General features: G+C 39.0%; 12 protein-coding genes. All 12 read right to left on the minus strand.

What is annotated here, in order from left to right; translation table 11 throughout:
- Window positions 1-10 precede the first annotated feature (10 nt).
- Window positions 11-985: a hypothetical protein gene (locus ACF8D4_RS01760; protein WP_392464463.1), complete on the minus strand. Its 975-nt coding sequence runs from the start codon at window positions 983-985 to the stop codon at window positions 11-13.
- Window positions 972-2,243, minus strand: coding sequence for a glycosyltransferase (locus tag ACF8D4_RS01765; RefSeq protein WP_392464465.1), 1,272 nt, complete (start codon window positions 2,241-2,243; stop codon window positions 972-974). The genes ACF8D4_RS01760 and ACF8D4_RS01765 overlap by 14 nt, the downstream gene beginning before the upstream one ends.
- A complete protein-coding gene (locus ACF8D4_RS01770; RefSeq protein WP_392464467.1) occupies window positions 2,224-3,498 on the minus strand; it encodes an oligosaccharide flippase family protein in 1,275 nt (424 codons plus the stop codon). Before ACF8D4_RS01770 ends, ACF8D4_RS01765 begins: the two co-directional genes overlap by 20 nt.
- On the minus strand, window positions 3,495-4,634 hold the full coding sequence (gene rffA, locus ACF8D4_RS01775) for a dTDP-4-amino-4,6-dideoxygalactose transaminase (protein WP_392464468.1): 1,140 nt from the start codon (window positions 4,632-4,634) through the stop codon (window positions 3,495-3,497). Before rffA ends, ACF8D4_RS01770 begins: the two co-directional genes overlap by 4 nt.
- Before the next feature lie 2 nt (window positions 4,635-4,636).
- On the minus strand, window positions 4,637-5,338 hold the full coding sequence (locus ACF8D4_RS01780) for a GNAT family N-acetyltransferase (RefSeq protein ID WP_392464470.1): 702 nt from the start codon (window positions 5,336-5,338) through the stop codon (window positions 4,637-4,639).
- Entirely contained in the window at window positions 5,335-6,213 is an 879-nt protein-coding gene (gene rfbA, locus ACF8D4_RS01785; protein WP_392464471.1) for a glucose-1-phosphate thymidylyltransferase RfbA, read from the minus strand. Before rfbA ends, ACF8D4_RS01780 begins: the two co-directional genes overlap by 4 nt.
- Window positions 6,213-7,310 carry a dTDP-glucose 4,6-dehydratase gene (gene rfbB, locus ACF8D4_RS01790; RefSeq protein ID WP_392464473.1) on the minus strand — a complete coding sequence of 366 codons (1,098 nt, stop codon included), beginning with the start codon at window positions 7,308-7,310 and terminating at the stop codon, window positions 6,213-6,215. The genes rfbA and rfbB overlap by 1 nt, the downstream gene beginning before the upstream one ends.
- Entirely contained in the window at window positions 7,307-8,575 is a 1,269-nt protein-coding gene (wecC, locus tag ACF8D4_RS01795; RefSeq protein WP_392464474.1) for a UDP-N-acetyl-D-mannosamine dehydrogenase, read from the minus strand. Before wecC ends, rfbB begins: the two co-directional genes overlap by 4 nt.
- 16 nt (window positions 8,576-8,591) lie before the next feature.
- Complete coding sequence (gene wecB, locus ACF8D4_RS01800; RefSeq protein WP_392464476.1) at window positions 8,592-9,716, minus strand: non-hydrolyzing UDP-N-acetylglucosamine 2-epimerase; 1,125 nt, start codon at window positions 9,714-9,716, stop codon at window positions 8,592-8,594.
- A 184-nt stretch (window positions 9,717-9,900) separates the two neighbouring features.
- Window positions 9,901-10,872 carry a Wzz/FepE/Etk N-terminal domain-containing protein gene (locus tag ACF8D4_RS01805; protein ID WP_392464477.1) on the minus strand — a complete coding sequence of 324 codons (972 nt, stop codon included), beginning with the start codon at window positions 10,870-10,872 and terminating at the stop codon, window positions 9,901-9,903.
- An 80-nt stretch (window positions 10,873-10,952) separates the two neighbouring features.
- Complete coding sequence (locus ACF8D4_RS01810; RefSeq protein WP_392464479.1) at window positions 10,953-13,691, minus strand: SLBB domain-containing protein; 2,739 nt, start codon at window positions 13,689-13,691, stop codon at window positions 10,953-10,955.
- Between the two features lie 151 nt (window positions 13,692-13,842).
- A partial coding sequence (locus ACF8D4_RS01815) for a hypothetical protein (protein WP_392464481.1) occupies window positions 13,843-14,031 on the minus strand: 189 nt, incomplete at its 5' end.

Below are 14,031 nucleotides of genomic sequence, written 5' to 3' on the forward strand. Positions count from 1 at the left end.
AAAAAAAATACTAAAAACTTGTTATACCGGCAGAATTAAATCCATCACCATAGGCAAAAATATTATAAATAAAGCCAATACCTTTGTAAGAAAAATATGCCGTAAGCAACAAATTTAAAGGTGTCAATTCTCTCTTGTTTTTAACAAGCAAATAAACAAGAAAAAAATACAATATAAAAACCAGCCTCTCGCCACCTGTGAAGTATGAAACGACTAGAAATGGAAGAACAAGGAAAAACCATTTTACTTGTTTAAAACCAGAGTAATACAATATCAAAAAACCAAAAACAGCCGGTTTTATCAACTCATCAAAGCTCATATTTATAGCAGAGTAACCAGCCAACTTATTTTGGATATGAGGAAACATATACAAAAAAACAACAATCAACAACATAAGTAAAAAGAACTTAATAACTAAATCAGACTTGTTGCTATACCTTAAGTAATTCCCCACATTAAAATTTAAAATAAAATAGCAATAAACAAACAATATCATTTGAGAATGAAACAAAATGGACACTGCCATTAAAAAATATGCAAGCTTCCCTTTTTCTATATAAATCGCAATAGCAAAAAATAACAGCGCAAACTTCAACCTTTCAGCTGAGAAATACAGAACAAACAAGTAAAAATTAAAAAAAATAAGAAAGAAAACTAAAAACCTATTTACCCTAACTCTTAAAAGCAAACTACAGACAACAAATGCCAAAATTGAATTAATTAAAGAAACCAATAAATACTTATCAAGATATAGATATTTAGATGAAATATAAGTGACAATAAAATATCCTGGCTCTGTTGTTGAAAGCGCTCTGGTGTACATCAGAAACGCCATCAGAATATCTTCATAATCTTTAAGCTCTAGATAGTACTTACTATAATGATATTGGTCTCCTAAAGTGAAAAATTCAAAGACAATAACACTGAATAAAAATACAATAATGGCATAAGAAAAAGACAAGGCATTGTTATTAGTGACTTTCATCAAAATTTCCTTGCAGCCTCCTATTTCTTATTCCATCATCTAATTTCAAATAATAATTAAAAGCCATAGACAATAGAGAGATTAGCAGTCTACTATTAGAAAAACTTACACTCTTAATATCAGTTAGAGCTGAGCTTGAAAAGCTCAATTCGAAAGTTTCTAAGGTTTTCTCAATACTGAACTCCTGACTTTTAATATAGCAACGATGGGATACATCATTCCACTCTGACGCATCAAGCAAGACTCTAATACAATTCGAAAAGGAACGTCGAGGCATATCGAATTTATATTCATTATAATCGAGCCCATTTATCTCGTAAAAGAAACCATATGTTTCAGGCAATTCAAATGACTCAATACCAATAATACTGGGTATACCATAGGATGACGCCTCTATGATTGCTGTACCACCACCAAGAAATGCAAAACTGCCTCTCACCACATCCGTTAATAAAGCATAATCAAACTGACCATGTAAAAAAACTTTACCAGATAAACCTTTTGATAAAACTAAATCATATAACCTATCTTTTTCCGGCCCGTCACCATATATATGAAACTCAAATCTATCATCCAACCTGAGAATTTCATTAAAATTTTCAATCATAGCCTCGATATACTTTTTAAAATCAAAAAGATTACCTATACTTATGATTTTAAGCTTGTCATTATCGGTTTTTGTACTTCTCCACGCCCTATCACTTAAATTTAAACCTATCGGTGTGAGAGGAGACTTTTCGAAATCTAGATTAAATTTATTAGCGTAATCCTGTCTATTTTTTTCATTAAAAAAAATCATTTGGTCAGATGAAAAACTTTGCAAAATTAGCTCAAAGATATCTTTAAAATAATATTTTTTTGACTTGAAAAGGTATTCATTTTGATGATAAACTGCTGTTGTTATATTAAGTTTCTTTGGGTAAAATTGACTAAAACGACGTGACAACAAAAGACCATAAACTCCCATACAATGAACATTGCCATGTGAGTCATCAATGACTTTCTTTAACTTAGCCTTTTTTAACGGCGCGGTAATAACTAGCTGTTTGACAAACACCTTACCTAGACCGAAGGTTACAAAATCTTCTAACAAATAAAAAGATGCAAACTCTTTAACACGAGCCACAAGCTCTTTATTTACATTACTTTCAATTGATAATATTGTAGTTGCAAGTCCTCTTTTATATCTTTCTTCTGCCATTCTGAAAACGAATGTTGTACCACCATTCATAACAAAGTTACTTACAACAAATAGCATCTCGGCCTCTCAACAAGCTAAATACAAAAACACTCAAGCAAACAAGAAATACTGAAGATGTAGACAAGAAATAGTAATCGACAACATCCTTAAAACTTGGAAAAGAAAATTTTAAAACAAGAAACAAAAAACTACCATAGACTGCCAATTCTAGCATTAAGAAAAGTTTTACTTTCGAGAAGGCAAGAAAGTAAAAACCAAACAACATTGTAACTAATTTAAAAGCATCTGCAAAATATTGCTTAAGGAGCACGTCAGTTATAACGGAAAACTCATTGGAAAATAAAAATGATATAATATGATCATCAAAAACAAAGATCCCCCCCCCCATCAAAAGGTATAGACCTAAAATGAAAAATGCGATTTTAATTGAAAAAACTTTCCCGCTTAAGTTATCACCAAACCTTGACAATTTTGGAAGATATATTGTAGTTAATATAATAGTGAAAAAGCTCATATACGCTGCTGACAACCTCGTTAATGCCTGCCAATATCCAGCATCATTCAAACCACTATTTTCAATTAGGTACTCTCTTATTACCATTTCACAAAGAGGTGCAGATATACATGAAAAAAAAACCATCATTGTATACCTTAAGAGAAAGCGCCCTTCATTTAAATTAAAGAAACTCCTGGGTTCAAAGTCACTAAAGGTTGTGCTAATACTTATCTTCCAGACCCTAAAGCCAACAAAAAAGCTAGTAAAAATGTAAATAGTATAAGATAAGAATACAGCTAATACCGCCCCATAAAAACCAAAAAAATATATTAGTAAAAATGATGCAATTACATATACGAAAGAACCTATTATTTGATTTATATAGTAAAGAGTATTAATCCCTCGACCTAGCACTACACCGTTAAAAAAGCTCAATAATGTCATAGATATAATTGATAGAAAGATCAATACAATAAAAAGTGTTGTATCTATACCATTAAATAAGTTTGAATATATCCCATAGGCTATAAAAAACAAAATCAATAAAAGAGTATTAAACCAAAACGAATACACCGTAGCATTTCTTATAAAAGATGCTTTATCTGCATTAGAAGATTTAGTCGCTATCCTTGATATTACTGCTTTAGCTATCCCTCCGCCGCTGAGCATAGCAACAATTGTAAAAATATTTATATAATGACCAAGCTTACCCAGTCCTTCTGGCCCTAACATTATGGAGACGAGTTTAATTAGAACCAATCCAGCCAGCATCCTAAAAAGATTGGAAGTAATTGACAGGAAGCTATCTCTAATCATTTTTCATACAAACCAGAAGTGTATTTTCTAATTGCATCACATACATACAGCACGTCTTCTTTTCTCATATTATAAAACAATGGTAATCGAACCAAACGAGAACTTTCAAAAGTCGTATATATATCATTACCAAAGAATCTACCAAACTTCACACCGGCGGGGCTAGCATGAAGAGGAACATAGTGAAATGGCGTAATAACACCTTCTTTTTTCATAAATTCAATAAACATGCTTCTTTTATGTTCCGATTCTAACTTAATATAAAACATGTGTGCATTATGACTTACAGATACTGGAATTATTGGTAATTGATTCCTATCAAATACGCCTTCTAACTCTTGATAATATAAATCCCACAATTCCAACCTATAACTATTTATCAAACTAGCAAGTTCTAACTGAGAATACAAATAAGCTGCCTGAATCTCACTAGGCAAAAAACTAGAACCAATATCATGCCAAGTATATTTATCAACTATTCCATTCAAAAATTGACTTCTATTAGTTCCTTTTTCTCTAATAATCTCAGCTCTTTCAATAAATTCATCGGAATTAATTAAAATGGCTCCTCCCTCACCTCCTGCAGTGTAATTTTTAGTCTCATGAAAACTATAACAACCAATATGTCCTATAGTCCCTAATGCTCTATTTTTATAAGTAGACATCACACCTTGAGCTGCATCCTCTACAACCCAGATACCATACTTATCAGCAATAGACATTATTATATCCATTTCACAGGCCACTCCAGCATAATGAACTGGAACTATAGCTTTAGTTTTATCAGTAATTGCTTTTTCAATTAACCGCTCATCAATATTCATAGTATCTGCTCTAACATCAACAAACACTATCTTGGCACCTCTAAGAACAAATGCATTGGCTGTAGAAACAAAAGTGTAAGAAGGCATTATAACTTCATCACCTGGCTCGATTTCAATTAGGATCGCAGCGAGCTCTAAAGCTGCTGTACACGAAGGTGTTAATAGGGCTTTCTTCGCGTTAAAATTATTTTCCAACCAGACTTGACATATCTTGGAATAATGACCGTCACCACACAACCTTTCAGATTCAATAGCATTTTTAATATTTTTAATTTCATTACCTGTTTTCGGAGGCATATTGAAGGGTATCATTTTTAGACCTTTTTATAAAACCAATAAAAGATATCAGAAATAGTAAAGCCACTTTTAATATATAACTTTGAAGCGCTAACATTACTTAACTGAGTGGCCACGGATACAGTTTTAATATTTCTACTTTTACAATACTCAAATGTTAGCTCTAGAAGATTTTTAGCTACCCCCTGCCCTTGGTATGGCTTTGGCACTCCAATTAAACCTATAGTAGCTACATCAGATTTTAACCGTATTGTGACAAAGCCACTAATTCTCCCTCTATCTTTCAAAATTAAACAGCAATCGTCAAACTTTGACAAAACAGCATTCTCAATCCATTTTCTATAAAAAGAATCTCGCTCACTTACGTTGAACCAGGGTTCTCTGAATCTACTGTTTTCATATAAGCCAGTAACAGTTAATTTCAGTTCTTCGATAGCCTCAAAAGTAGCAATATAATTTTCGAGATCCTGCCCATTAAGACTGAAATAACTTTCATCACGAACCTCACTCTTAAAACAAATTTCACCTTCTATGAACTCAAAAGAGTTACGATTAACAAAATCTATAGCATCGTAGTCTCTTGCATCCAGCTTAATATCAATCAATGAATTGACAGGAAAACTTTTAATCATTGACAATCCAGATTTATAATTAAAACTAAAGATTTTACGATTAAAAAAATCTGACTCCCACTGTTTTAATTCAAAACTACTGTTCATTTGTTTTTCATTATTTCCATCAGATATTTGCCATAGCTATTTTTCATTAATGAGCTTGCTTTATCTTTTACCTGTGATTTTGACAACCACCCATTGCTAAATGCTATCTCTTCTAAGCAAGCGATCTTATACCCCTGCCTTTTTTCAATAGTCTGAACAAACTGAGCCGCTTCTAATAAACTCTCATAAGTTCCGGTATCCAACCAAGCAAACCCACGCCCTAAGATTTCAACATTCAGCTGCTGACTCTCCAAGTAAACTTGATTTACACAAGTAATTTCAAGCTCCCCTCTTGTCGATGGTTTAACTTGTTTGGCAACCTCAATAACAGAGTTATCATAGAAATATAGACCTGTAACAGCTAAATTAGATCTTGGAGTTTTTGGTTTTTCTTCTATAGAAATTGCCTTTTTATTATGATCAAATTCTACAACTCCAAATCTTTCAGGATCTTTTACTTGATAGCCAAATATCGTAGCTCCTTTACCGGCCTTAGCATTTTCAACTGCTTTTTTTAGTTTTGGCGTAAAACTTTGTCCGTAAAAAATGTTATCTCCTAACACTAAACATACATCACTTTTACCAATAAAATTTTCTGCAATAATAAAAGCTTGGGCCAAACCATCTGGTCTAGGTTGTACCGCGTATTCAAGTGTAATACCAAACTGACTGCCATCACCTAATAGACGACGAAATGATTCAATATCCTGAGGAGTAGTAATAACCATCACTTCCCTAATACCTGCAAGCATTAACACCGACAAGGGGTAATAAATCATTGGTTTGTCATAAATAGGCAATAGTTGTTTCGACACACCCATAGTGATTGGATATAAACGTGTACCCGACCCACCGGCTAATACAATTCCCTTCATTACTCATCACCTTCCAATGATTCACCAATTACACCTAGACGTTCTCTTTGATAAGAACCATCTTGAACACGTTGACTCCATATCTGATTGTCGAGGTACCACTGAACAGTTTTACGAAGGCCAGTTTCAAAGGTCTCTTCAGGCAACCAATTTAGCTTTTGACTCATTTTACTTGCATCAATGGCATACCGACGATCATGACCTGGACGATCGGTGACAAAAGTAATTTGTTCTGCATAAAGAGAATCTTTAGGCATTAACTCATCTAAAATGGCACAGATAGTTTGTACTACTTCCAAATTTTGCTTTTCATTGTGACCACCGATGTTATAGGTTTCACCAATCACGCCTTCAGTAACCACCTTATATAGGGCACGAGCATGATCTTCTACATATAACCAATCACGAATTTGGTCGCCCTTGCCGTACACCGGCAAAGACTTGCCATCCAATGCATTTAAAATCACAAGAGGAATAAGTTTTTCAGGGAAGTGGTAAGGACCATAATTATTTGAACAATTGGTCACAATTGTTGGCAAACCATATGTTCGTAGCCAAGCGCGAACTAGGTGATCACTAGATGCTTTAGATGCTGAATACGGACTACTCGGAGCATAGGAAGTGCTTTCAGTAAATAGCGTTAACTCTTCAGAGCTTTGAACCTCGTCCGGATGCGGTAAATCTCCATAAACTTCATCGGTTGAAATATGATGAAAACGAAAAGCTGCCTTTTTATCAGCAGATAGCTCGTTCCAATATGCACGAGTCGCTTCAAGAAGAGTGTAAGTACCAACGATGTTGGTTTGAATGAAGTCAGCAGGACCTGATATTGAACGATCCACATGCGACTCTGCGGCCAAGTGCATTACAGCATCAGGCTTGTACTCATCGAAGACTCTATCTAGTTCTGCCCTATCGCAGATATCAACTTGCTCAAAAGCATATCTCTCATCTTTATCTACGCTGGCAAGTGACTCAAGATTGCCTGCATAAGTTAACTTGTCGACATTAATGACGCTATCTTGGGTATTGTTGATAATATGACGAACGACCGCAGAGCCTATGAAGCCTGCACCGCCGGTAACAAGAATCTTCACTTCCAAATCCCCTTAGTATCAACCAATATACCATTCTGAGGCTTTAATGCTCTGAACTGCTGATGATCAACCAACATTACATGAATATCCGCGGTAGTAAATGCCTGTTCAGAGGAAACAAGCTCAATACTAGAAAGCTGCGGTGGTAATATTTCAATATTAGGCTCTACAGCAACTACTAAACCCGTATGCATTTCACTTATAAGCTTTGTAATACCAAGAGCAGGGCTTTCACGTAAGTCATCAATATCTGGTTTAAATGCTAAGCCGTAACAGGCTATGGTCACGTCCTTTGCAGTTTTACTTGGATTCTCTTGCAAAAAGTCTACGATGGCCAACTTGACTTTGTTGATCACCCATTCAGGTTTCGCATCATTCACTTTTCGAGCCGTATGAATTAATTTGGCTTCAACAGGTGTCTTGGAGACTATGAACCACGGATCAACAGCTATACAATGACCACCAACCCCCGGACCCGGTTGCAGAATATTAATGCGTGGATGGCGATTAGCTAACGCGATCAGTTCCCATACGTCGATATCTAATTTGTCACAAATGACCGATAACTCATTTGCAAAAGCAATCTGGACATCACGACAGCTATTTTCAGTTAGCTTTGCCATTTCGGCAGTGCGTGCATTCGTGATAACGCACTCGCCTTGAACGAATGTTTTATAAAGCTCAACGGAGCGTTCAGCACAGCGAGAAGACATCCCGCCAATAACCCGGTCATTCTCAATAAGCTCACGAACCACATGACCTGGTAAAACACGTTCGGGGCAATGAGCTACGTTTACGTCGGCTTCATTGCCTGCGTTTTGTGGGAAAGTTAAATCAGGACGAGCAGTAGCTAACCATTCTGCAACTTGCTCCGTCGCTCCAACAGGGGAAGTAGATTCTAAAATGACTAAATCGCCTTTTTTCAATACTGGTGCGATTCCATTACAAGCAGATTGAATATAGCTTAAGTCGGGCTCAGGAATTTCAGCTTCTTTGCATGGTTTAAAAGGCGTAGGAACGGCAATAAGGAATGCATCTGCAGGTTCGGCTGTAGTAACCGCTTTCAGGTATCCATCTGTCACAGCTGAATGTACAATCATATCTAAATCTGGTTCTACGATATGAATTTTACCCTGATTGATTGTATCTACGGCATGTTGGTTAACATCAACACCAATAACTTTCTTTCTGTGAGAGGCAAACATTGCTGCTGTGGGAAGACCGATATAACCAAGTCCAATGACTGAAATCGTTTCGAATGACATTTCTTTTCCTAAATTCTTATTTAACTAATTCTTCTAAAATTCTTTGGCAGGCTTTACCGTCACCATAGGGATTATGCGCATAGCTCATTTTTTGGTATGCATCTGCATCACACAGAAGCTCATCTAGACTGGACACTATTTGGTTAACATTAGTACCAACCAACTTAACTGTCCCCGCCTCAACAGCTTCTGGGCGTTCTGTAGTATCCCGCATTACTAAAACAGGTTTACCTAGAGATGGTGCTTCTTCTTGAATACCGCCAGAATCCGTAAGAATGATATGAGCCCTATCCATCAGATAAATGAAAGGAAGATATTGCTGAGGTTCAACCAATAAAATGTTATCAACATCACCTAGAATACGATTTACAGGTTCTCTAACATTAGGGTTCAAGTGCATTGGATATAAGATTTGTACTTCAGGATGCGCTATAGCAACCGTTGCGAGCGCTTCACAAATACGTTCAAATCCACCACCAAAACTTTCTCTACGATGACCGGTGACTAAGATCAGCTTTTTGTTTTCATCTAAGAAGGGGAACTGTTGGGCTATCGTGCATTTTAGATCTTTATCTGAGTCAATTTTTTCTTTGACCATCAATAATGCATCAATAACAGTATTGCCTGTTACCGTGATATTGCGTGGTTCAAAGTTTTCTTTGAGAAGATTCTGCTTAGAAGTTTCTGTCGGCGCAAAATGGTACGTTGTCAGTACTCCAGTCAATCGACGATTTGCTTCTTCTGGCCAGGGAGAATAAATATTACCAGTGCGAAGGCCTGCCTCTACATGCCCAACGGCAATTTGTTCATAGTAAGCGGCAAGACTCGCAGCGAAAGTCGTTGCTGTATCACCATGCACAAGCACAACATCAGGCTTAAACTCTTGAAGGACAGGTTTTAACTTTTGAATAATGCCGGAAGTAACATCATTCAATGTCTGCCCAGCTTTCATTAGATCAAGATCGTAATCCGGTGTTATTTCAAATAATTCAAGTACTTGATCGAGCATTTCCCTGTGTTGGGCTGTAACGCAACACTTTGCTTCAAAACGGTCATCGGATGCTAAAGCATGAACTAGAGGGGCCATCTTGATTGCTTCTGGCCGGGTACCAAAAACGGTAAGCACTTTCTTTTTTGTCATTACATCGGACCTTTTTATTACCTTCTATCTAGAATTAAGTTACTAGATTACAATTTTACAACCTCAGCCTTTTGAACCTAGCCGAGATATTTTTATCAACTTTTAGACAATCTATTATTCGTTATCACTAAAAGGCTTAGGTTTTCCGAAAACGGTAAAAATCTAGGCCCATAATTTCTTTGCTTTAACTTTCTTTTCTAGCAAAATGCCTGATAAGAACTATCGTCACGGCCAACATACCGCCTAACATAGTACCTAGCACGCAAATTAGTGCTCGCTTTGGCTTGGCCTTTTCTTCGGGAACAAAGGCTGGGTCGATTGTTTTAAACACATATTCATCCCGCACTTCGGCGAACATTATGGTTTTAGCCTGTTCTTCTACCAGCTTGTAGAGAATAGTTCGAATATCGGCAACATTAGTGAGTTCAATCTGTTTATTTAAAAACTCAGTACTTCGATTAGCCTCTGCGACATCCCGCTCTTTCATGGTTAGGTTGATGTCTGCAACTAACCAATCTACCCATTGCTTGGCGATAAAAGGAGATTGATGTTCTATCGATATTTTCACCATGCCACTTTCTTTATCCTTGTTGACAACAAGTATTTTAGAAAATGCTTTATGTGCTTCCTGCAAAGAAGGTTTTGGCTGAAATGGCGGCTTTACCTCACGTACCCAAGTCTTGCTGCCTTGCTCATAAATATCCGGGTCAAATGACAAACTATTGTCGGCCATGTGCCACTTATCGACCGCCATTAGCTCAGGCAATATTTGGTGTTTTTCAATAAAGTTGCCGATAAATTGCCTTGATTTGAGCACTTCAATCGCCAGTTGCGTCTTATCTGTGCCACCTTTGCCACCTAAGTTAATCCCCGCCATACTGGCAAGGCCACCAAACTGGGAAGCAAGTCCTGCAAGCCCCCCGGCGCCCTGCTCTTCCGAAGCCGGGGCCAATAATGCCTCCGATTTATAGATATTCGGTAACATTAGTGCGATAACCACAGAGGCGACGGCAAACACCAGGGTGATACCCGCAATCAACCATTTCCCTTGCCATATTACCGAAAAGAGCTCACGGAGATCTATTTCGTCATCTCTCATCGAGTTCACAGCGAACTGTGCATTCGGATGCTGTTGAGGAGTAATTTGTGAAGTCATATTTATGTCTATTTTTTTACTGCATTAATTCTGTTCTAGAGCCTGAAATCACGGCTCTAGAACAAGTTTGTTATTAAGAATTACAACCCTGAAATTGTCGCTACTGCCACAGCCGTGTTGTAAATGATCTGGGTGACTTGACTCCAGAGCGTCAGGTTATCCTTATACTCTGTATCCAGGGGAACTATGATGGTATCTCCTGGCTGCAGATTATCTTCACTGCTAAACCACATGGAACGTTTGGGCATCATCACAGAACCATCTGCTTTAATCACATAAGTTCTGTCTTCATCTGCACGCTTACGGGCTCCGCCGGACATATTCAGATACTGGTCTAACGTGAGACCTTCCTTATACCTGTGGGTCGATGCATGTTGAACTTCTCCCATAACAGCAATGGTCTGTTTGGTTGAAGGTACATAGAGAATATCTTGATCTTCGAGCTGAAGGTCGGCTTGGGTAATGCCCACGGAGATAGCCGGTAAGTCAACAACCAGTCGGCCAACAGCTTTAATGCCTTCCAGATCTTTAAGCATCAACTGAGCATCTGCATAGTTGACCACATTGCCATCTTTGGAAACGCCTCGAGTGGCAATATCACGCCGAAGTTGATCGGCCAGTTTTTTGATTTCCATCTGCTCTTGTTTGCGAACAGACTCACGCACAAACACGGCTGATGGAAGATAAGCGTATTCAGTAAAGCCGCCAGCTCGTTGAATAACATCCTGTAGTGTTTCGCCGCGACGGATGTTGTATACGCCGGGGAACTTCACTTCCCCGCGTATTTCAACGGTCTGATGTTCCTGCCAATCAGGCGTAGTCATTACTGTGAGGATATCGCGCCCTTCGAGAGGCAGATCAGCAACTTTGTTACCTTGTAGAGCCGAAGTCAGATCTACAGTCTTATGCACTATTGATGAACCAGCGGCATTTGTAATGGTTCGGGTTAACTCGGCTCTGGCTGTGTAGGCACCTTCCTTTAGGCCGCCAGCGGCTTCAATCAAAGAACTGACAGAAGCGTTAACCGCAAGCGGGTACATACCTTCGTGGCGAACCTGACCACTGACAGCGACTATATTAACACTGCTGCCGGCGCGAGCCTGGGCGTTAAGTTTGCTGATAACCGGATACAGAAGCTCACTGCGATTCATCATGTAACTATATTTAATTAAGTCAGTGTCATCAAAAAGATTCAACAACATCTTACTGACTTCGGAAGTCACAACCGCCTGTTCTTCATTTACTGTATCATTGCCTTCAATCACTATCCCACCAACAGTTCCACGCTTATGCAATCTTTTACTTTGCAGCACATTGAAACCAGCCTTGAACAGATCTGAGCCCAGTAACGAATCACCGGTAAGCGAAGTGACTTTAGCAACTCTTGCTTTAACCAGCTTGTTCAGCTCATATCTGTTGATGCTGTCATCGCTAAAGTTAAAGATGATCAACTTATCTCTTGGTTGCAGCGCCAAGTTCTCATCGGCGTCCTGATGCACTATTGCTTTGCCAGGTGCGAATTGATAAACCTCAATATTGCCATAATCATCTACTTCACGAAGCAGGATGGCATAATCTAGATCTGCTGAAATTTGTAAATCGGACCAAATAGATTTGAGGATGTCATTGACTTTTAGGCCTTCATGCCATTGATATTTCCCTGGCCGAACCACAGCACCAACCAAGGTGATTGCATTATCATATTGGCCCGAGGTGCCTTTAACCCGAATAACATCACCGGCCTTGGCAAGCGTTTTTTGCCCTTTAGCAGACGTCAAATCAACCGTGAGCAGCGACTTAAGCCCCTGGTCATTATAACGCTCAACCACACTGCCTTTAGGATAGGAACCCGGTTTAGCCCCAGCTGCCATATTAACGACATCGCCAAGGGTTTCTCCCCCCTTGAGCTCATAAATTGCTGGACGGCGAACTTCACCGGCCACGCTGACCAGGCCACCTACTGGAGGAATGAACACCACATCCCCGGATTGCAGACGCATATCGCCTGAGGCATCACCGCGCATCAATAAGTCATAAAGATCCAGAGTACCGACCAATTTACCGCCACGCTTCAGCTGTACCTTACGCAGTGAACCTATTTCATTCACGCCGCCGGAGACAAACAGCGCTTGAGTCATGGTTGACAGACTGGATACAGTGTAAGAACCGGGTTTGTAGGCATCACCGGCCACAAAGATACGAATAGAGCGCAGTTCACCCATAGTGATATTCGACTCTATGCCTATCATCTGGTGTTTTATGCGTTTTTGCAGGGTATCTTTGGCTTCGGCAAAACTTAAACCGGCAATACTGATAGGACCAAGTTCAGGGAACTGTACAGTGCCATCGCGATTAACGGTAAGTGAGAACTCTCTATTGGTTTTACCGAAAAGTTGCACCATCAGGGTATCCCCTGGCCCCATCAGGTACTCACTGGGAACCGGCACATCGGAAACCGGAGCAAAAGTGCTGGGTTCACCGGCAAACAAGGAGTAACCAAAACGCTTGAGAGCACTCTTGTCTGTTGCTTCAACCGTAAAGTCTAAAGTTGGCTTTTCGCCCCCATTAGCGCTGTTATCCTTTTTTTCTCTTGGATAAACAACTTGCGGATTGACCGGTTTCTGACTGATGTTACTGCCTCCACTCAATATGGAAGGATCTATTCCATACTGCTTGGCTAACCTTTCCTGCTCAGCGCGAGGCAAATTTTTGAATTGTTCAATCATCTGAGGAGATGGCGTAATTGCCTGAGCTTGCGAGCCAAGCAAAGCCAGTGCTCCTATACTCGCTATGATGAGTTTTTTGGTTTTCTGTAACACCGTTGTCTCCGTAATGGTGAGTAACACTAAAAATCAAATGAACCTTACTACAACAATAAAAACCGGTTCGGGTGTAGTAACTCCCCCAACCAGGCCTTCATCTCAGGTCAATGTTCCCCAAAAGTGGATTCTGTATATCAAGCATTGGTAATTAGATAGGACCTGTTGCCATCTGGAGAGTATGGAAATTGTCCATACTGATAGCTTTCAGGCACACAACCGTTCCGCGTGGCGCCCAGACGGCTTCGGCGTTCACTAAGAATATGAAATTATTCATATTCTTGTCTTTCAGACACGCTACCGATCCGCGTGGCGCCCAGAGGGCTTCGGCGTTCACTAA

Source organism: Shewanella sp. YQ_9 (genome assembly GCF_043103185.1).
Lineage (GTDB): Bacteria > Pseudomonadota > Gammaproteobacteria > Enterobacterales > Shewanellaceae > Shewanella > Shewanella algae.